General features: G+C 41.8%; 20 protein-coding genes. 7 read left to right on the top strand and 13 right to left on the bottom strand.

All coding sequences use genetic code 11. The annotated features are described in order from the left end of the window. Nucleotides 1-21: 21 nt before the first annotated feature. The 13 genes from AC3Z9T_RS18380 to greB form a co-directional block, all read right to left on the bottom strand. Entirely contained in the window at nt 22-1356 is a 1335-nt protein-coding gene (locus AC3Z9T_RS18380) for an NCS2 family permease (protein WP_490127541.1), read from the bottom strand. A 208-nt stretch (nt 1357-1564) separates the two neighbouring features. Further along, entirely contained in the window at nt 1565-2317 is a 753-nt protein-coding gene (locus AC3Z9T_RS18375; protein ID WP_490127540.1) for an amino acid ABC transporter permease, read from the bottom strand. A 1-nt stretch (nt 2318) separates the two neighbouring features. Next, nucleotides 2319-3071 carry an amino acid ABC transporter permease gene (locus AC3Z9T_RS18370; protein WP_490127539.1) on the bottom strand — a complete coding sequence of 251 codons (753 nt, stop codon included), beginning with the start codon at nt 3069-3071 and terminating at the stop codon, nt 2319-2321. 72 nt (nt 3072-3143) lie between these two features. Further along, nucleotides 3144-3974, bottom strand: coding sequence for an ABC transporter substrate-binding protein (locus tag AC3Z9T_RS18365; RefSeq protein ID WP_490127538.1), 831 nt, complete (start codon nt 3972-3974; stop codon nt 3144-3146). A gap of 405 nt (nt 3975-4379) precedes the next feature. Continuing rightward, complete coding sequence (phoU, locus tag AC3Z9T_RS18360) at nt 4380-5093, bottom strand: phosphate signaling complex protein PhoU (protein WP_070929466.1); 714 nt, start codon at nt 5091-5093, stop codon at nt 4380-4382. Between the two features lie 13 nt (nt 5094-5106). Further along, nucleotides 5107-5883, bottom strand: a complete 777-nt coding sequence (gene pstB, locus AC3Z9T_RS18355) for a phosphate ABC transporter ATP-binding protein PstB (protein WP_070929468.1) — start codon at nt 5881-5883, stop codon at nt 5107-5109. Nucleotides 5884-5920: 37 nt separating this feature from the next. After that, on the bottom strand, nt 5921-6802 hold the full coding sequence (gene pstA, locus AC3Z9T_RS18350) for a phosphate ABC transporter permease PstA (protein ID WP_490127537.1): 882 nt from the start codon (nt 6800-6802) through the stop codon (nt 5921-5923). Nucleotide 6803: 1 nt separating this feature from the next. Further along, nucleotides 6804-7760 (bottom strand): phosphate ABC transporter permease PstC, encoded by a 957-nt coding sequence (gene pstC, locus AC3Z9T_RS18345; protein ID WP_336193741.1) that lies wholly within the window; start codon nt 7758-7760, stop codon nt 6804-6806. A 111-nt stretch (nt 7761-7871) separates the two neighbouring features. Then, nucleotides 7872-8915, bottom strand: a complete 1044-nt coding sequence (gene pstS, locus AC3Z9T_RS18340; RefSeq protein ID WP_490127536.1) for a phosphate ABC transporter substrate-binding protein PstS — start codon at nt 8913-8915, stop codon at nt 7872-7874. A gap of 318 nt (nt 8916-9233) precedes the next feature. Beyond that, on the bottom strand, nt 9234-10139 hold the full coding sequence (locus tag AC3Z9T_RS18335; RefSeq protein ID WP_490127535.1) for a hypothetical protein: 906 nt from the start codon (nt 10137-10139) through the stop codon (nt 9234-9236). 301 nt (nt 10140-10440) lie between these two features. Continuing rightward, nucleotides 10441-11772 carry a two-component system sensor histidine kinase EnvZ gene (envZ, locus tag AC3Z9T_RS18330; protein WP_490127534.1) on the bottom strand — a complete coding sequence of 444 codons (1332 nt, stop codon included), beginning with the start codon at nt 11770-11772 and terminating at the stop codon, nt 10441-10443. Further along, nucleotides 11769-12488 carry an osmolarity response regulator transcription factor OmpR gene (gene ompR, locus AC3Z9T_RS18325; protein WP_008914404.1) on the bottom strand — a complete coding sequence of 240 codons (720 nt, stop codon included), beginning with the start codon at nt 12486-12488 and terminating at the stop codon, nt 11769-11771. Before ompR ends, envZ begins: the two co-directional genes overlap by 4 nt. Before the next feature lie 202 nt (nt 12489-12690). Then, complete coding sequence (gene greB, locus AC3Z9T_RS18320) at nt 12691-13176, bottom strand: transcription elongation factor GreB (protein ID WP_490127533.1); 486 nt, start codon at nt 13174-13176, stop codon at nt 12691-12693. 184 nt (nt 13177-13360) lie between these two features. Between greB and AC3Z9T_RS18315 the strand changes: the two genes are divergently transcribed. From AC3Z9T_RS18315 to AC3Z9T_RS18285, 7 genes are all read left to right on the top strand, one after another. After that, entirely contained in the window at nt 13361-15694 is a 2334-nt protein-coding gene (locus AC3Z9T_RS18315; RefSeq protein WP_490127532.1) for a Tex family protein, read from the top strand. Between the two features lie 345 nt (nt 15695-16039). Then, nucleotides 16040-16270, top strand: coding sequence for a ferrous iron transporter A (gene feoA / locus AC3Z9T_RS18310; protein WP_490127531.1), 231 nt, complete (start codon nt 16040-16042; stop codon nt 16268-16270). 43 nt (nt 16271-16313) lie between these two features. Continuing rightward, complete coding sequence (gene feoB, locus AC3Z9T_RS18305) at nt 16314-18632, top strand: Fe(2+) transporter permease subunit FeoB (protein ID WP_490127530.1); 2319 nt, start codon at nt 16314-16316, stop codon at nt 18630-18632. Between the two features lie 9 nt (nt 18633-18641). After that, complete coding sequence (locus tag AC3Z9T_RS18300) at nt 18642-18890, top strand: FeoC-like transcriptional regulator (protein WP_490127529.1); 249 nt, start codon at nt 18642-18644, stop codon at nt 18888-18890. Between the two features lie 200 nt (nt 18891-19090). After that, nucleotides 19091-19480, top strand: coding sequence for a hypothetical protein (locus tag AC3Z9T_RS18295; RefSeq protein WP_490127528.1), 390 nt, complete (start codon nt 19091-19093; stop codon nt 19478-19480). Nucleotides 19481-19513: 33 nt separating this feature from the next. Further along, nucleotides 19514-20290 carry a hypothetical protein gene (locus AC3Z9T_RS18290; RefSeq protein ID WP_490127527.1) on the top strand — a complete coding sequence of 259 codons (777 nt, stop codon included), beginning with the start codon at nt 19514-19516 and terminating at the stop codon, nt 20288-20290. A 235-nt stretch (nt 20291-20525) separates the two neighbouring features. Next, nucleotides 20526-21854, top strand: a complete 1329-nt coding sequence (locus AC3Z9T_RS18285) for a hypothetical protein (RefSeq protein ID WP_490127526.1) — start codon at nt 20526-20528, stop codon at nt 21852-21854. Nucleotides 21855-21878: the final 24 nt, after the last annotated feature.

Below are 21878 nucleotides of genomic sequence, written 5' to 3'. Positions count from 1 at the left end.
GCCGTTTTCCAGAAGGGATAATTAAGCGTCAACCAAAACCATTTTTAAAATAAATAGAATGGAAACTAAAATCACGCATAAGCCCAGATCACGCCAGCGGCCAGTACCAATTTTCATCGCACAATAAGCAATAAAGCCTAATGCAATCCCTTCAGTAATTGAAAAACTGAATGGCATCATCACCGCAGTAATAAACGCAGGCACTGATTCAGTTAAATCATCCCATTTAACGCGAGTCAAACTGGATGTCATCAACACACCAACGTAAACCAACGCACCTGCTGTTGCATACGCAGGAACCATACCCGCCAGCGGTGAAATAAACATGGTCAATAGGAACAGCACGCCGACGACAAGTGCGGTTAAACCTGTACGCCCACCAACAGAAACCCCTGAAGAGCTTTCAATATAGGCTGTCACTGATGAAGTACCCATTGCAGAGCCTGCAACTGAACTTAAACTATCCACATACAAAGCTTGTTTCATGCGTGGAAAAGTACCGCGCGCATCAGTAATACCGGCTTTATCTGTCACACCAATCATGGTGCCTGAGGAGTCAAACAGGTTAACTAACATAAAGGCAAAAATCACCCCAGACAGCGCCAGATCCAGCGAACCCATAATATCAACCTGCCCAACCACCGTTGTAATACTCGGAGGCAAAGAGAAGATACCGTTAAACTGTACATCCCCTAATGCAAGACCGATCAATGTGGTGACCACAATCGATACTAAAACCGCTGCATGAATATTACGCGCAGCGAGGATAGCAATGATAAAGAAGCCAAGTGCGCCCAACCAGACATTATGTTGAGTGAAGTTACCGATAGAGACCAAGGTATCTGGATTTGCAACGATGATACCTGAGTTTTTCAACCCCATCATGGCAATAAATAGGCCGATACCACTAGTAATACCCACACGCAGACTTAATGGGATATTGGCAATGATCCAATAACGAATACGGAATAAGGTTAAAATAAACAAGCCAACCGCACCCCAGAACACCGCCCCCATCGCAACTTGCCATGAGTAGCCCATTGCACCAACCACCACAAACGCAAAGAAGGCATTCAGCCCCATTGCCGGTGCAACAGCGATAGGTAGGTTTGCCAGTAGCCCCATTAAAATACTGCCAATCGCCGCAATTAAGCATGTGGTCACGAATACTGCTTTAATATCCATACCTGCGACTGAGAGAATTTGCGGGTTAACAAAGACAATGTAAACCATAGTGAGGAATGTAGTGAAGCCTGCAACGACTTCTGTTCTTGCCGTTGTGCCGTGTTCTTGTAATTTAAAAACACGCTGAAACAGACCCTGCTGCTGCACAGAGCCAGAAGATTGATTACTCATGAGATATAGCGCCCAAAAAAAGTTTTTTTCGCCCTATCCTACAACAAACAAAACAAGAGTGTTACCGTTAAAATGCAAAAAAGAAAACGTTTGCGTAAATACAGCCAAAGAAAATGCGCTAACTGACTGATACAACGAGATGAATCGGAAGATATGGAAAAAAAAGAAATTTTTATGGCGACCACTCAACGCCGCCATAAATATCTTATTAAGATAATGCTAATAGTTTTTGTCGCCGCCAAAACAACAAGGAGCGTTTTACGGATGATGCTTTGGATTGATTTTGACGACTTAATCGTTTCGCAACAAAGTTAGCCACGATTTCTAGCGTCAAACACATCACGAAATAGATAAATCCAACGAATAAAAATACTTCCATTGGATAAACCATTTCACGGTTATTCACTTGGTTGGCTAAGAATGATAATTCAGCCACACCCACCACATAAGCCAAAGAAGTATCTTTAATCAACGCCACCCATTGATTAATAAATGATGGCACCATCATGCGCAGTGCTTGAGGCAAAACAATCTGCCACAACACCTGCCAGCGACTGAACCCTAACGATAAACCTGCCTGCCACTGCCCTTGACCAATTGCTAAGATACCTGCTTTTACCGCATGAGCGAGGTAAGCGGACGTAATCAAAGCTAACGCACAGACCACTGATGTAATACCTGGAATATCGGTGCCAAAGACGATAGGCAATAAGAAATAGGTCCAAAAAATCAACATAATGACGGGTATTGCACGGAAAAAACCTAAAAATGCAGCAAATAAGTTCATCCAAAAGCCGCGCAACATTGCCAAAGCAACACCACCAAGCGTGCCAAGTATAATCGATGCAACACCGGCTATCAGGCTGATAATCAACGTTAGCAACGCACCTTCAATTGGCCCATCAGGGAAAGTACCGAACAACAGATACTGCCAATTTTGTTCTATAACAGAAAAATCCATTTTACGCTCCCACCGTTAAATTACGTTGTGCACGCCACTGCCCCCAAGCTTCCATCACCGCAATGATGGCAATATACAATACGGTTGCGATACCAAAAGCAGTAAAGGTTTTTAAAGTTTGACTATCAACTTGACGTGAAACATAAGAAAGCTCAGCAACGCCAATTGCCATGGTTAATGATGAGTTTTTTACCACATTCATGTACTGCCCTAATAACGGTGGCATGGCAATTTTCACGGCTTGCGGCAACACCACATATCTCATCGACTGCCATCCCGTTAAACCTAATGCAAAAGCAGCGTATTTTTGGCCTTGTCGCACACCACGAATACCTGAACGAATTTCTTCAGCGATAAAAGGAGTGGTATATAACGTGAGACCGACAAAACCGGCTAAAAATTCGTATGATGGCCAACTTAAGGTGATCCCAATAAAAGTCACTTTATGGGGCGTATTCAGCCAATCCATCACCGCAGGTGAAAGAATATCCCGAGATGCGAAAGCCCAAAAAAACAGTTGCACCAGCAAAGGCGTATTACGGAAAATCGAAATATAAGCGTTGACGACCCAACGCAATGGGGCAATTTGGCTATCCCTCGCCGAGGCAACCAAAAAACCTAATAGCGTTGCAGCCACAATGGTACATACCGAGATCCAAATAGTCAGCAATAACCCATAGCCAAACCATGTTAAGTACTCGGGAGCCAAAAAGTGCTGCGACAAAAATTCACCGCTAATAAATTTTTCAAACATAGTTGCTGCCTTTTATAACTAGAAACCCCGCTATGATTAGCAGGGTTGATATAGCTGATTAAGAACTAAAATTTACTTTTGCTGATCTAGCGGAGCGAATTTGAAATCACCACGTGGTTGAGCAGCTTTAGTCTCTGGACCAAACCAACGGTTATAAATCACTTCTGCTTGGCCATCTTTTTCGAGTTTCAATAACGCTTCGTTGACGTTTTCCACTAAGCGGTTTTCACCTTTAGAGGCAGCCAACGCTTGATATTCACGTGTAATACTAAACGGTGAAATTTCAAAATCAGCCTTCACTTTTTCAGGCAAGTTACCCAACAAACCAACCAGTTTTGCATCATCCTGAGTAATGGCTTGCACATTACCATTACGCAGAGCAGCAAACGCCTGTGGTGTATCATCATAAGAAATGACTTTAGTATCTGGATAACGTTCACGCAGTGTCACTTCTTGAACCGTACCTTTATCGGCACCGATACGCAGTGGTGCGATATCATCAGGGGTTTTTAGTACGCCTTTACGCGCGATAAATTTTTGTCCTGTCGCAAAATCAGGGATAGAGAAATCAACTTGTTTTGCGCGTTCATCAGTGATCGTAAAGTTGGCACCGATTAAGTCCACTTTGCCTGAAGTGAGCAATGGAATACGGTTCGCAGGGTTGGTTGGACGCAGTTCTAATTTCACGCCAAGGTTATCAGCGATTGCTTGCGCGATATCGACATCATAGCCCGTGAGTTTTTTACTTTGCGGGTCAATAAACCCGAATGGTGGATTGCTATCAAACACAGCAACACGAATAACACCAGCCTGCTTGATATCATCCAGTTTATCTGCCTTGGCGACGTTAGCCAGCAGCGCAAGTCCTGCAAGTAATGCAGTAGTTAAAACACGAGCTTTCATTGAACACCCCTGACGGTAAATTTGTGTAAATCGACCATCTCAAGTTATCAAGGATGCCTTATTTCTTGAAATACTATTAATTAATATATTTATAACCAAATGGAATACTTAATGTGCGATTATTTAAAATCTATGGGAGCTGGGAGCTGATATATACCCTAAATAGTTTGTTCTACAGCTAGGCGGCGATTGAGCGGATCCCTAGGAGCATACGAAAGTAGATGACAAGAGATCCGCGATAGATAACAACTTAAAAACTATGAAATGAATAAATCGCACTATGAATAGCCTAAATAATTCGTGTTGTAGCTAGGCGGCAAAAGAGCGAAGCCCTAGGAGCATACATAAGTATGTGACTAGGGTTCGTGATTGCAGCCAACAACGCTACGGCGCGAAGTATGACGGCTATTTTTTGGTCATCATTTTTTCCAACTGATCCCCGCCTACATGCCTGAAATCTTGCCCTTTGACATAGTAAAAAATAAACTCACAAATGTTTTGGCAGCGATCACCGATACGTTCGATAGAGCGAGCGCAGAACAGTGCGGTCAATACACTAGGAATGGTCCTTGGGTCTTCCATCATGTAGGTCATCAGTTGACGTACAATGCCTTCATACTCTTGGTCAACTTTTTCATCTTCACGATAGATACGGATGGCTTCTTCCAGATCCATGCGTGCAAAAGCGTCCAACACATCATGCAACATTTGCACCGTATGGCGGCCTAATGATTCAAGGCTCACCAGCAGTGGTTGGTGTTGATGAGAGAATTTTTCCAATGCGGTTTGGCAGATTTTATCGGCCACATCGCCAATACGTTCCAATTCAGCAATCGTTTTTGAAATCGCCATAATCAGTCGTAAATCACTTGCCGTTGGTTGGCGTTTAGCGATAATTTTCACGCATTCTTCGTCAATCGCCACTTCCATCATATTGACTTTGTGGTCATTTTCGATAACTTCGCGTGCTAGAGCCTCATCCTGATTGTGCATGGCGGTGATCGCCTTGGTGAGCTGTTCTTCAACCAGCCCTCCCATCGTCATCAATTCAGTATGGATATGTTCCAATTCAGCATTGAACTGTCCGGAAATATGTTTGTTGTGGTTCAGCGTATCCATAGTCGGCTCCATATCAACCGTAACGGCCAGTAATATAATCTTCAGTTTGTTTCATTTCAGGCGTGGTAAACATCTTGTCAGTTTCATTAAACTCAATCAGCTCACCTAAATACATAAAGGCCGTATAATCAGAACAGCGTGCGGCCTGTTGCATGTTGTGAGTGACAATCACCACGGTATATTCGGATTTTAATTCGCTGATCAACTCCTCAATACGCCCTGTCGAAATTGGGTCGAGAGCTGAACATGGCTCATCCAGTAATAACACTTCAGGGCGAATGGCAATCCCACGCGCAATACATAAACGTTGTTGCTGACCACCAGACAAGCTATAACCACTCTGATGCAGCTTATCTTTTGTTTCATTCCACAATGCAGCTTTAGTCAGCGCCCATTGAACACGCTCATCCATATCAACACGTGATAGTTTCTCAAATAAACGCACGCCAAATGCGATATTGTCATAGATTGACATTGGGAATGGTGTTGGTTTTTGGAATACCATGCCAACTTTAGCGCGTAATAGCGCAATATCTTGCTTATCAGTCAGGATATTTTGACCATCTAATAGGATTTCACCTTCCGCACGCTGCTCGCCATACAGTTCATACATTTTGTTAAAAGTACGCAGCAGAGTCGATTTACCACAGCCTGATGGGCCGATAAATGCAGTCACTTTATTTTTTTCAATATCCAGCGAGATATTTTTTAATGCGTGGAATTTTCCATAATAAAAGTTAAGGTCACGTACTTTAATTTTACTGTTTGCAATTTCATTTGCATTAATCATGGCAACTTCTCTCTATAATTCTTTATTCAATCCGGGTTTAGTGTTTTTTCTGAGCAAACACAACGCGTGCGATAATATTAATTAACAGGACACATAGGGTGATTAATAGAACCCCTGCCCATGCCAGCTCTTGCCATTCGGAGAACGGGCTCATCGCAAATTTAAAGATGGTTACAGGTAAGTTAGCAATTGGCTCACTCATATCGGTACTCCAGAACTGATTCGACAGTGATGTGAACAGTAATGGTGCGGTTTCCCCCGCAATACGAGCGATAGCTAACAAAATACCCGTAATGATCCCGGATACAGATGCTTTAAGCGTAATAGATAAAATCATTTTCCATTTTGGTGTACCTAGCGCATATGCTGCTTCACGCAAGCTATCTGGCACCAATTTCAACATATTTTCTGTGGTACGGATAACAATAGGGATCTGCAATAACGCTAATGCAATCACACCCGCCCAACCCGAAAAGTGTTGCACTTGCGCAACCACAATGGTGTAAACAAATAGACCGACAACAATCGAAGGTGCAGAGAGCAAAATGTCATTAATAAAACGTGTGACAGATGCCAACCATGATTTGCGGCCATATTCGGCTAAATAGATCCCCGCTAAAATACCAAGCGGAGTTCCAATCACCGTTGCCCACAAAATCAATAATCCACTCCCTGCTATTGCGTTAGCAAGGCCACCACCTTCAGTGTTTGGTGGAGGCGTCATCTCAGTGAACAGGTTCAGGGACATCCCATCAATCCCTTTGGTCACTGTTGAGAAGAGGATCCAAATCAGCCAAAACAAACCAAATGCCATCGTCAGCATGGAGACAAACAGCGCCATTCTGTTAACTTGGCGACGCCATGCTTGGCGGCGAGCACGTTCTTTGTCATTAGCAATCATGTGTTGAGATGTCGACATATTAACGGCCCTCGTTCTTCGCTAAACGCATAACCATCAATTTGGATATGGCAAGAACAATGAAAGTGATAACAAATAAGATCAATCCAAGTTCCATCAACGCAGAAGTGTGTAAACCACCTTCCGCTTCAGCAAACTCATTGGCTAACGCTGAAGTGATACTGTTACCAGGCATAAATAATGAGAAACTATCTAATTGGTAGGTGTTACCGATCACAAAGGTCACCGCCATGGTCTCGCCGAGTGCACGACCGAGACCTAGCATCACACCACCAATCACCCCATTGCGGGTGTAGGGTAATACGATGTTCCAAATCACTTCCCATGTGGTACAACCAATACCATACGCGGACTCTTTCATCATGACAGGGGTTTGTTCAAACACGTCACGCATTACCGAGGCAATATAAGGAATGATCATAATGGCAAGGATGATCCCTGCTGCCAAAATACCAATCCCAAATGCAGGACCTGAAAAAAGCTCACCGACAATCGGGATACTCGACATCACGTTGCCAACAGGCTCTTGGAAATATTCAGCAAACAGAGGCGCAAAAACAAATAGCCCCCACATACCATAAACAATACTTGGAATTGCAGCGAGAAGCTCAATAGCAATACCCAACGGGCGCTTTAACCAATTGGGGGCAAGTTCAGTTAAGAACAGAGCAATACCAAAACTCACAGGTACTGCAATAATCAGAGCAATCAGTGATGTCACAATGGTGCCATAAATTGGCACAAGGGCACCGAACTGCTCTGCGGGTGCATCCCATTCTTTGGTCCATAAAAATGAAAACCCAAATTTTTGCATACTCGGCCACGAGGCAAAAATAAGGGAAATAATGATGCCACCAAGCATTAACAATGTGATTAGCGCAGCAATCTTAACTAATGCGCCAAATATCACATCGCCTGACTTACTCGGTGCTTTAAATGCCGTTGTTTTTTCGGCCATGCGCTTTTTCTCACCCTACACCTACTTTACTAGTAGGATTTAGTTACTACGTTAGAAGGCGGATGGTGTTCCTCATCATCCGCCTGCCACTACCATCCCTCGGCTCACATTTTAGAACAGTGATTTGCCTTGGCTATCTTTAACTTCTGTTTTCCATGCTGCACGAACTGCGGTCACGACTTCTTGAGGCAGAACAGCATAATCTAACGCTTCAGCTTGTTTACCACCTTTTTCATAGCCCCAGTTAAAGAAGTCGAGCACCGCTTTGCCTTTCTCAGCGTTCGCCTGGTCTTTATGGACTAAGATAAATGTGGTTGAAGTGATTGGCCATGCGTTATCGCCATCACGGTTAGTTAAGTCTTGAGCGAATGATTTCGACCAATCGACTTTTTTCGCTGCGGCACTGAAACTTGCACCTGTTGGTGAAACCACCTTACCATCAGCAGAAACTAGCTTAGTATAAGCAAGGTTGTTTTGTTTTGCATAGGCGTACTCAACATAACCAATAGAACCAGGTAAGCGCTGAACAAAGGCTGCAACGCCATCGTTACCTTTACCGCCGACACTGTTTTTCGGCCAATTAACCGTTGAGCCAGCACCGATATCATTTTTCCAGCTTGAGCTGACTTTTGATAGGTAGCTAGTAAAAACGAAAGTGGTACCTGAACCATCAGAACGTCTCACTACAGCAATATTTTGGTCTGGTAGATTGACACCTGGGTTTAATTTAGCGATAGCTGGGTCATTCCATTTGGTGATTTTACCCAGATAGATGTCACCTAATGTTGTGCCATCTAAAGTCAGTTGACCTGACTGAATACCTTTTACGTTAACTGCCAGAACCACACCACCAATCACGGTTGGGAATTGGAACAGGCCATCTTCTTTTAATTTTTCATCAGTCAATGGCGCATCTGACGCACCGAAATCAACTGTTTTTGCATTAATTTGTTTAACGCCACCAGAAGAACCAATCCCCTGATAGTTCACTTTGTTACCTGTTTCTTTCTGATAAGAGTCCGCCCACTTAGCATAAACAGGCGCTGGGAAGGTTGCCCCCGCACCAGTTAAGCTTGTGGCAGCAAAAGAAGACATCGCAGTCATTGAAAGGGTTGCTGCCATTACGCTAGCTAAGGTTGTACGCATCATTTTCATAATCCCTCCGGGGATGTATAGAAACAACTCAGTGTAAATTGTTGGTGAAATGTCACGGTAGGAAAAATAGGACAATTTGATGACAACAACATGTCTGATTTATGACAGTTTTATGACAATTGATTATTTTAGCGTGTCTATTGACGAAAAATGTAAGACTGAGGGATCAAATAATTAATAAAATCAGATGGTAATGTTTTTTACACTCAGTTAGTTGGTATTGTGGCAAAAGTGACAAACTGTCATAAAAAGATCTTAATATGCTATAGGTATAGACGAATAAACTCGCTGACGCGAGTTTATTATGATGGGAACTTGTTAATTACTTTCTTTTAGTTTGAATATTGGATGCTCTTTGAGTTCGGCAATCACCTTATCCATCCCTGCTTTAGTATCAATATTCGGCTGTGCTGTATTCCTTTTCGTAATAGCCTCAAATTTTGCCATTGGCGGAGGTGGCGGTGGCGTGTTTAATGAGACCGTTGACTCACTACTTGCGGCTTGATATTTTTCCGCTCTCTTAAGAAACACAGGGCTCTCTTGCAACTGAGCAATCACTTTATCCATTCCTGACTTACCATCAGTATTAGGTTGAACTGTAATTCCTTTAAATTTTGCCATTGGCGGTGGAGGTGGTGGCGTGTTTAATGGGGCCATTGACTCGCTACTTACCGCTTGATATTTTTCCGCTCTCTTAAGAAACACAGGGCTCTCTTGCAACTGAGCAATCACTTTATCCATCCCTGACTTACCATCAGTATTAGGTTGAACTGTAATTCCTTTAAATTTTGCCATTGGCGGTGGAGGTGGTGGCGTGTTTAATGAGGCCGTTGGCTCGCTACTTACCGCTTGGTATTTTTCCGCATTCTTCTTAAAGACAGGACTCTCTTGCAACTGAGCAATCACTTTATCCATCCCTGATTTCCCCCCTTCAGCTTGATGAGAATTGGTTGCTTCAGGCATCGGCGGCGGTGTAGGAATCGATGAAGACAATTTTGATTCGATTAATTTTACAGAAGGTGTTGTTAATACAGTGGCCAATTGTTTACCCCAAGTCACTTTTTTAGGCTCTTTTTGAGATCCTTGTTTATAACGCTCTTGAGTATTCGCAACCCGGACTGTTTTTGCGGGTAAGCTTACTTTTTCGTTCTGTATTGTATTCATCGCAGTCAACGCATCTAAGCTTTGAGACTTGCGGATAGTCGTAAAAAAATTAATCTTCATAAAACTCACCTCACTTATTCAATTAAAAATCATTATCAAAGCAAAGCAATCATCAAGTCTTTTATATAACGATTATATTATTTATAAATTATGTGGTTTTGTTTTATAGAATGAATAGCTAGGAGTGAATACAACAAAGAAATAGAAACAACACAAGTTGTTATAAAAACCCCTCAATAATCCGGGGTGTGACTAGTGAGTAAGTGGCTGAGAGCCTACATAAGCCGTTGACAAGCGCAAACTAGCATAATCACTATATCTTAACCAAGAGCGCTGCAACTTGCAGTATGACCAGTATGAATTACTCTTCTTTTTCTTTTAGCGGTAAGAGCGCTCGAATGGCAAAGCCGCCACGTTCGCTTTTATGAATTTCGATACTGCCCTCATGGGCATCAACAATACGACGGATAATCGCTAAACCTAAACCTGTACCCGTATTACTACGTGCTTTTTCACCCTGTACAAAAGGCTGGAATAGGCGTTGGATATCTTCTTCTTTGATACCCGCGCCATCGTCTTCCACTTGGAACCAAACCGAATCTTCATTTTTGCCGCTGCTAACTTTGATCCAACCATTACCATAACGATAAGCGTTCACAATCATGTTAGTAATAGCGCGTTTAATCGCTAATGGGTTGCCATTAACGATCAAATTACCTGGCTCAAATGCCGTTTCAATTTCACCTGTCACGCTACTTTCTGAAGTCACGGCCTCATTTAAGATCGCATTCAGGTCACAGAACTCCATATTCATTTCTTGGCCAGTTTTCAGGTAATCCATAAATTGACCAATGATCGCATCACACTCTTCAATATCCTTATTGATTGATTCAGCAAGATAGCCATCTTCAGGGCTCATCATTTCCGTCGCTAAACGAATACGAGTAAGAGGTGTCCGTAAGTCATGACTGACCCCTGCCATCAATATGGTGCGGTCATTTTCAAGAGTTTTGATCCCAGCAGACATATGGTTAAACGAGCGAATAGCCGCTTTTACCTCCGTCGCACCTTTCTCTTGCATCGCGGGGAGTATCACCCCTTTCCCTACCTGACTCGCATGGTATTCAAGTTCAAGTAATGGTTTGTTTTGATAGCGAATATATAGCCAAACACCTGCAAAAATAGATAAGAAAATGGCGAGGGTATAACGGAACACCAACGAAAATTGGTTTTGCCCAATTTCAGTCAGGGGAACTCGCACCCATATATCAGGGGCAAGATAAGATGTTAACCATAAGATGGGGTATTCACGGCCAAGCTCTAAGCGTACCTGAGCTTCGCCACCAATATACTCAGACATATTTTCGCTGAGAAAATCATATTCTTTAGCCCAATTCAAACCTTCTTCCATTGCGGCAGATTGGGCATAAAAGGTAATACCTAATTCATTATAGATTTTTTTACGTAACGCAGGAGATACTCGCACTGTGGTTCCATCTTGCAGCACCATTTTTTCCGTCATCAATGTTCGTACTTCATAAGCCAGCACTTTGTTGAATTGCTGCAAGCTTGGCATGACAACAAAGTTCAACACCACCATGTAACTGGTGACTAAGCTAGCAAAAAGTAATGCTACGAACAAAAATAACGAACGAGAAAATGTACTACGTCGAGAGAACCTCAGTCGCTTCATGCTTTACTGCCGTCCGGAACAAATACGTAGCCCAAACCCCAAACCGTTTGAATATAACGTGGGTGAGCAGGATCTTCTTCAACCATGCGACGTAAACGCGAGATTTGCACGTCAATCGAACGTTCCATGGCGCTATATTCACGACCTCTTGCTAAGCTCATTAGCTTATCACGAGATAATGGTTCCCTTGGGTGCGATACCAGTACTTTCAGTACTGCGAATTCACCACTGGTTAAAGGCATATTTTCTTCGCCTTGGAACATTTCACGCGTACCAAGGTTAAGTTTAAATTTACCAAAAGTGATCACGGCATCATCTTGAGATGGTGCACCTGGCAGCTCATTCGCTTGACGACGTAATACCGCACGAATACGTGCCAGTAATTCACGTGGGTTGAAAGGCTTCGGAATATAGTCATCTGCGCCAATTTCCAGACCAACAATACGATCGACTTCTTCGCCTTTTGCCGTCACCATAATAATTGGAATCGGGTTGTTTTGGCTGCGTAAGCGACGACAAATTGACAGACCATCTTCACCTGGCAACATTAGATCTAATACGATTAGATGAATGGATTCCCTTGTTAGGATCCTATCCATTTGCTCGGCATTCGCAGCACTGCGAACTTGAAACCCTTGCTCTGTCAGGTAGCGTTCTAACAAGGCACGCAAACGCATATCATCATCGACGACAAGAACTTTATAGCTTTCTTGCATTTTGTAGCCCTCAAGATGTGCAATCTATCGAAATTATTTTTAAAAATATGATTATACTCATTGTACTTCAAGTTACTCATGTGATTCGGCTAATACTCGATAATCACCCTCAAACCCGAATTTTTTTGTGTATAAGCTAAATATAAAATAGTTAATGTTATAATTTACCATCAAGTTGAAATTTAATGAATAATTTTACACGTTATCTGGTTAGTGGTTTATAACTAATTTCTAAGACGCAATAGTCGACGATCCCACCGGGTGTACTTACCGTAATTTCATCGTCAACCTGCTTACCAACCAGTGCGCGTGCTACTGGTGAGTCAATCGATATCCAATTCTTTGCAGGATCAAATTCGTCAGCACCCACTAACCGGAATATTCTGATATTTTCACTATCGTCTTCAAGTTTAACCCATGCTCCGAAAAAAACACGTCCTTCTTGTCGCGGATCGGGTTCAACAATTCTTAATTGATCCAGTCTTTTAGATAAAAAACGTACGCGACGGTCAATCTCTCGTAAACGTTTTTTGCCATAAATATACTCCGCATTTTCTGAACGATCGCCTTGTGCCGCGGCCTCCGAAACAGATTGAGTAACTCTAGGACGTTCCTCTTTCCAAAGATATTTAAGTTCTTTGTCTAGTGCATCCCAGCCTTCACGAGTGATCAAGAGACTCTTATTCATATTTCCAGTCAATCAGTAAATAAATTGGATAACCACAAACTATATATGAAATGTTTCTTTCATTCATTCGAATAAACTTCATTCAATAGAGTAAACTTCACCCTAGAAATTCTGCGCCTATGCAAGTATAACAGTGCCATGAATTTTTTAACTGTTCTTTGATGATTAGGTATTAAAAAGCGACATGAATGAAACTTTGAGCCAAATAATTGCAGCAGAGCTGCAAGCGCAACCTAAACAGGTATTTTCTGCTATCACATTACTGGATGAGGGTAATACCGTTCCTTTTATTGCACGCTATCGTAAAGAGGTCACGGGTGGGCTAGATGATACACAGCTGCGTCAGCTTGAAAGTCGTTTAGGGTATTTAAGAGAGTTAAACGACCGCAAACAAACCATTCTCAAATCTATCGAAGAACAACAAAAGCTAACCCCCGAACTTGCTGCCGCTATTAACGATACTCTGAATAAAACCGAACTTGAAGATCTCTATCTGCCTTATAAGCCTAAACGCCGAACTCGTGGACAAATTGCCATCGAGGCAGGCTTAGAGCCTTTAGCGGATACATTGTGGAGTGATCCAAGCCAGTCACCTGATGACTTAGCACAAAGTTACGTCAACGAACAACAAGGTGTTGCAGACATCAAAGCGGCTCTTGATGGTGCTCGCTATATTCTAATGGAGCGTTTCGCCGAAGATGCCACTCTGTTAGCGAAAGTTCGCGACTACTTAATGAAAAATGCGCATATTGTTGCCAAGGTAATTGATGGAAAACAAGCTGAAGGCGCTAAGTTTAGTGACTATTTTGAGCATCAAGAACCCGTCTCATCAGTCCCATCCCACCGTGCGTTAGCGATGTTCCGTGGTCGCAATGAAGGCATTTTGCAGCTTTCACTGAATTGTGACCCCCAGTTTGAAGAACCACCAAAAGAAAGCTATTGCGAAGAAATCATTACCCGCCACCTTGATTTACGTTTGAATAATCAACCTGCGGATCAATGGCGCAAAGCCGTCATCAGCTGGACATGGCGTGTCAAAGTACTTTTGCATCTCGAAACAGAAATTATGAGCTCACTGCGTGAAAAAGCCGAAGAAGAGGCAATCAACGTGTTTGCTCGTAACCTCAATGATTTACTGATGGCAGCGCCAGCGGGTATGCGTTCAACCATGGGTCTCGATCCGGGTCTACGTACAGGTGTTAAAGTCGCGGTTGTCGATGCAACTGGTAAACTCATTGCAACGGATACCATCTACCCACATACAGGCCAAGCGGCAAAAGCAGCCGCTATCGTCGCTGCATTATGCCAAAAGCATCAGGTTGAACTGGTGGCTATTGGTAATGGTACTGCATCAAGGGAAACCGAGCGTTTCTTTGCTGAGGTACAAAAACAATACCCTGAAGTCACGGCACAAAAAGTGATTGTCAGCGAAGCGGGTGCATCAGTGTACTCAGCATCTGAGTTGGCAGCACAAGAGTTCCCTGATCTAGACGTTTCTCTACGTGGAGCCGTTTCTATTGCTCGCCGTTTGCAAGATCCACTGGCAGAATTAGTGAAAATTGATCCGAAATCGATTGGTGTGGGCCAATATCAGCACGATGTCAGCCAAACGCAATTAGCACGTAAACTAGATGCTGTGGTTGAAGACTGCGTAAACTCAGTCGGTGTGGATTTGAATACCGCTTCTGTTGCCCTGCTCACTCGAGTTGCTGGGTTAAGTAAAATGATTGCTCAAAATGTTGTCAGCTGGCGTGATGAAAATGGTCGTTTTGATGATAGAAAACAGCTATTAAAAGTAGCTCGCCTTGGACCAAAAGCTTTTGAACAATGTGCGGGCTTCCTGCGTATCACCAATGGTGATAACCCGCTTGATGCATCGACAGTTCACCCTGAAGCTTACCCTGTGGTTGAGAAAATTCTTGAGGTAGTTCGCCAACCACTCAAAGAGATCATGGGTAACTCACAAGCGTTGAACAGCTTAAGCCCTCGTGATTTCACTACAGAGCAATTTGGTGTACCAACGGTTACCGATATCATTAAAGAACTAGAAAAACCGGGTCGTGACCCGCGCCCTGAGTTCAAAACCGCCACCTTTGCTGAAGGCGTTGAAACCATGAATGATCTCACCCTTGGCATGGTCTTAGAGGGCTCGGTGACTAACGTAACCAATTTTGGTGCCTTCGTTGATATTGGTGTTCACCAAGACGGTCTTGTACATATTTCATCACTCTCCAACAGCTATGTTGAAGACCCACATAAAGTGGTTAAGGCCGGTGATATCGTTAAAGTGAAAGTGATTGATGTTGATATCCCACGTAAACGTATTGCGCTCACCATGCGCCTTGATGAGCAACCGGGAGAGTCCAACAGCTCACCACGTCGAGCAAGTAACCAAACAGATAAAAGATCAAGTAAAGCGCCTACGCCACAGCGTGACATGTCACGAAAAAATAATTCCTCAGCAGGTAACAGTGCAATGAGTGATGCGCTGGCCGCTGCATTTGGCAAAAAGCGTTAATAGCGCTCAACCTCTACAATCATTTTAATAGATTGATTGTAGAGGTTTTTTATCCACCCAACCAATTTCTCAACGTTAATAATTAACAAAACGAATACATTGACACATCTTTATTCACCTTAGCTATTTTCTCTCGAAGCCTGCGCTCATCAGTAAACTCAATGCATCGTTGATCCATATCAATTCAATTTGACGAAAAAAGAGGCTAAATATAGCTAATCGTTGATGATTATAATTCTCATTATTAATTAGATTTATTTCTGTTTAGCCTCGTTTTTTGCTTGTATATGACTATATTTCTAATAATAATTATCAATATTATTATCCATAGTAATGGAAGACCTTATGTCACTACTTCCTCAACACAGCTATAAAATATTGGGTTTTTCACCAGAGATCAGCCCCGCTTACCGACAAAAGCTGCTGTCGCTTGGCCTCTTGCCCGGCTCCGTCTTTAAAGTCGTCCGCCTTGCACCTTTAGGCGATCCAATACAAATCGAAACTCATCGGGTCAGCTTAGTACTACGCAAAAAAGATTTAGCACTACTGAATGTTGATGAAGCCACCTCGGCTTAATAAAACGTATCACCGTTTTTATTTTTACTATTGGTAAAATTCTATGAAACCATTAACTATCGGCCTGATTGGCAATCCAAATGCCGGTAAGACCACCTTATTCAATCAATTAACGGGTTCTCGCCAGCGAGTTGGTAACTGGGCGGGTGTGACCGTTGAAAGAAAGGTTGGTCGTTTTAATACACCAGAGCATAATATTGAATTAGTTGACCTTCCGGGAACCTACTCGCTAACGACTATTTCAGAACAAACATCGCTAGATGAGCAAATAGCTTGCTACTTCATCTTAAGTGGTGAAGCCGATATGTTAATCAACGTGGTCGATGCTTCTAATTTAGAACGCAACCTCTATTTAACACTTCAGCTGATTGAATTAGGCGTACCATGCATTGTCGCGCTGAATATGTTGGATATTGCACAGAGCCAACACATAGATATTGATGTTGAAAAGCTTCAACAACAGCTCGGCTGCCCTGTGATCCCATTGGTTTCTACCCGCGCAACAGGCATCGATAAACTTAAACTGGCCATTGATAGCCACCCACAAAACAATATGCAGGCGTTAGTTGAATACCCAACGGCACTGCTACAAGAAGTGGACTCCTTATCAGAACAAATTTCAGCACAACAATTTAGCCAGCAACAACGCCGCTGGTTAGCATTACAAATTCTTGAAGGTGATATTTACAGCCGCCAACGCGCTAATATCTCCGATGAACAACTACATACGACCCAACAAAATCTCAAAAATAGCTTAAACGAAGAAGCCGAATTGCTGATCGCCGATGCACGCTATCAATCTATTGCTGCAATCTGCGAAAAAGCAATCAATAACAGTGCCGCGGAACCGAATAAACTGACACAAGCTCTTGATGGTGTGATCCTCAACCGCTGGTTAGGTGTACCGATTTTCTTGTTTATTATGTATTTGATGTTTGTGTTGGCCATTAATATCGGTGGTGCATTACAACCTTTCTTCGAAGGTGCTTCTGAAGCGATCTTTATTCATGGTATACAGTGGATAGGTGCTTACTTCAGCTTCCCTGATTGGTTAACGGTTTTCCTTGCCCAAGGCATTGGTGGCGGTATTAACACCGTTCTGCCACTCGTTCCACAAATTGGTATGATGTACCTGTTTTTATCTATCTTAGAAGATTCAGGTTATATGGCCCGTGCTGCATTTGTGATGGATAGATTGATGCAAGCCCTAGGCTTACCGGGCAAATCATTCGTCCCGCTTATTGTTGGTTTTGGTTGTAACGTTCCTTCGATTATGGGAGCCCGCACATTAGACGCTCCACGTGAGCGCTTGATTACGGTTCTTATGGCTCCCTTCATGTCTTGTGGCGCACGCTTAGCCATCTTTGCCGTGTTCGCAGCTGCGTTCTTTGGCAAAAACGGTGCAAGCGTGGTGTTTTCTCTCTACCTATTAGGTATCGTCGTCGCCATACTGACAGGTTTATTACTTAAACACACCTTGATGCGTGGCGAAGCCTCTCCTTTCGTGATGGAATTACCGGTTTATCACATACCACATGCAAAAACCTTGCTGATACAAACTTGGCAGCGTTTGAAAGGCTTTGTGATCCGTGCTGGTAAAGTGATTGTTGTTGCAAGCATGTTTATTGGTGCACTCAATAGCTTTTCGCTGTCAGGCAAGCCTGTTGATAATATTAATGATTCTGCCTTAGCTTCCGTCAGTAAAGTGATCACTCCTGTTTTACAGCCAATTGGTGTGCATACTGATAACTGGCAAGCGACGGTTGGTTTGATCACAGGTGCAATGGCCAAAGAAGTTGTGGTTGGTACACTGAATACCCTTTATACCGCTGAGAGCATCACCACAGAGCCTTTCGATGCAGCTTCCTTTGACTTACTTGCAGAGCTTGAAGATGCGGTATCTGAAACATGGAATAGCTTAAAAGAGACTTTCACTTTGAGCGCGCTTTCTAACCCAATCGAAGCGAGCAAAGGTGATGGAGAAATGGCAACAGGCTCGATGGGCACCATGGCAGCTAAATTTGGCTCTAATATTGCGGCTTATAGCTACCTGATCTTTGTGTTGTTATATGTGCCTTGTGTTTCGGTAATGGGAGCGATTGCACGTGAAACCAACAAAAGTTGGATGACCTTCTCGATTCTATGGGGTCTTAACGTTGCTTATAGTCTTTCCGCACTGTTTTATCAGACCGCGACATTTAGCCAACATCCACAAAGTAGTTTGATAACGATTGTTGCTGTTGTGGTATTTAACCTTGCACTGTTTGCGGTACTACGCCGCATGCGTAGCCGAGTCACACTTAATTTAGCCAGCAAAACGGCAAAATCCTGTTGCGATTGTTCAGATAAAGTTTGTCACTAAGAGGTAGATATGGTCAGCTTGTTACAAATCAGAGATTTAGTTGCACTGTATGGGCAAGCTGACACCGACCTTCTCAGCGAACAACTCAAAGCACCAAAACCATTGGTACAAGCTATGGCCGATAAGTTAGTCGCAATGGGTAAACTTGAGAAAGTCGATTTAAGTGCCTGTTTAACAGGCACTAGCTGTAAAGGATGCCCAGAAAGCAATGACTGCTCACATCATGTTTATACTCTAAATAATTCGAGGTGCAGTTAGGCGACAAGTGAATGAGTCGCTGGGAGCCTACATAAGTAGGTGACTAGTGCGAGTGAGCGTAGTCAACAACACTGCAACTTGAAGTATGACGAGTATATAAAATAAAGTCGCAAATATTGGCTATTAGCCCCTTTTTTTAAAAGTTTTTATTGGTTTTTACACTAAAATCCCTTGTTAACCACCATAAACAAGGAAGTGTTATGATCAAATTTAATCAAAATCAATTTTTTAATAATCTAACTAATCATTTAAACAAGCTTGGCCATACAAAACCGTCATCTGAATTTAAGTATAATTTATCTAAGGGGTTAACAAGTTATTTCCTTATAACTTCAACAAAAAACACCAAAGCAAGCTATATTGATTTGCTATCTAAATCTCAAGACTATATTAAAAATAATCCAAATAAAGAGAGTGTTTACCATAGCTATTTACGCAGTAGCCTGAATGGAATCATTGATATTCAACGCCCATTAGATAATAACAAACGCTATCAACAATATGCTTTAAACTCATGTAAATTTAAAATTAAAAAGTCAACTTTGAATGAAAAACAATTATTTGATTTTCACATGTTCAAAGAAGGATAAAATATTACCAAAAATCTTAAAAAAACTAATAGCATGGGTCATTATGATAACTGTTATAATTATAATGACGACGTTCATAAATTGGCCTACCAATATCTTTCAAATTTCAAATATATAAAATGCGGTAAAGAACTAATTCAAAACACAACACTAAATAAAATTCTTCTGAGCAAACTACTCACCCATTTTCCTCATGTTCCATCGAAGCCAGATATTAAGTTGATGCGCGCCTGCCTCGATATCGCATCTCAACATATGATGCATAAGCAACTACAAGAATATGATGAGAAAATGCAACAACAAGGCCTTCTAAATGCATATAAAGGCGAATATAAGAATTTGTTTAGAATTGATAAAATTACAAAATTCAAAACAGAATTGCTCAAAGATATCACTCTCGCTAAGACAGATAATAAAGAAATAGCAGTGCAAATTTTCGCCAATAAAGATGCAGTAGCAGCGTATATTTCCCAATCACCAATTGAACACACTGCTGAACACCCTCCTATTTCTATTACGACTTTTGAAATATTTAATCCTAAAAAAGGCACTGAAATGTTCTATAGTGTCGATGAGTTCCTTACAGCTATGACCAAAGAGGTTATCCATTATAATAAAAAACCCCATCTACCTATTGATGGGGTTAAGTATAAAAAATATTATAAGTCAGCATCCCCTGAAACAGACGTACAGGGGCAAACGCTATCAGCGCCGCCTCTACCACAACAATATCAAACAACAAATTCAAGTACTCCGCCAACCTATAGCGAGCTGTTTCCTAATGCTAGGACCCATAATGACTTTAAATAATTCGAGTTGCCGATAGACGACGAGCGAAGACTGCCGGGACATAGATAATACTGTGACTCGGCTAGTTACGCCGAGTCACTTATACCTCAACAAAAAAACCTGCTATTTGAAATATGGCGAGTATATACACTTCTCCCGTAGCACATACCCAACTTAAAATATTGTCGTTTATTTAAAGTTTTCACTGAACAATTCTTTAAAATACCTAACATACTAAATCTATAAGGAATTCCGTATGATTAGCTTTGATAAATGCCATTTTTCAAACAGCATAAATGAATATTATAAAAATTCAAATAATCAAACCACCCCATCAGAAGTGAAATATAACTTACCGAAAGGGTTAACTGGTATGTTTATTATTTCTTCCGCTGAGAATAACGGGATAAGCTATATTGATTTGCTATCTCAAGCTCAAAATGACCTTAAGTGTAAAAATTCCTCATCATCTGAAAAACAAATGGCAAAAGATCACATCATAGCTAGGATAATGAACATTATTGATGTTCAGCAACCGCTAGACAACGCCAAACGTTATCAAAGGTATTTTAACTATTCTCGTAAAATCAAAATAAAAGATAAAGACTCAGATATAATAAAATCATTGGATCATCATTATCAAAAAGATGCTTGTTATATCTTTAGGAAACATGAGGATTTTAAGCATTATAATAAAGAGGTGCATAATTTAGCCTATCAATATTTCAATGCATTATTTAATGTATTAGAAGAAAGCGTGGGTAATAATGTACATGACTCTAATGAGTTAATAAATAATGTTCATTTTAAATGTTTAGTCAATTCTTTAAATCGGGATTTATTAACACAACTTTCCGAACCAGATGAAGACTTTATAACAGCTTGCCTTAATGCAGCAAAAAATCATCTATGCAGCCTCGAATTCGAGAAGTACAACCAACAAATGTCAATTCGTGGGCTTAATCCCATCACAGAAATATCAGATAGTCACTTTTTTGAGTATCAAGAGATTGATAAAGTTGAAAAGGATTTACGTGAAGATGTTCGACAGATTGCAGCAACAAACCAAGAAATAGGCCTACAGATTTTTATCGAGCAAGATGCATTGGCTACCTATATCCGTAAATCACCTGAAAGCGATACCATCAGTTTTACTTTATTTGACCCTGACACTGGAGTCGAAAAATTTGATAATGCTGATCGCTTTATCAAATCACTCGTCGATAAAGTGAAGGATTATAACCGCAAACATTACCTTCCACTAAATAAGGTTAAATACAAAAAATTTTATAAGGCTGCGGCTGAGAACTCACAAGCAGCCCCTTCAGCGCCTGACGAGGCTTTGGTGTTTTCAGAAAGGCAACCTATACGTCCTGCTCCGCCAATTCCTCAACCAATGCCATCTGAACTACCTGAGCCAGAGCCTGATTTGCCTTTAACCCTACAAGAACAAATTGACGCAACAGATTCGTTTCCACCTCCATTTTATGGCGAAGCGACATCAGGTCTTCAGATCCCTTCTGCTGTCAATACTGGCTCAAAGCAAAGTGGCCCTCCACCTGCTTATGAACAATTCAAACGCTAATTTTCACGGAACAGTACCTTTATG

The sequence above is a fragment of the Providencia sp. 6390 genome (genome assembly GCF_058148425.1).
This window is presented reverse-complemented; position numbering and strand designations above follow the sequence as displayed.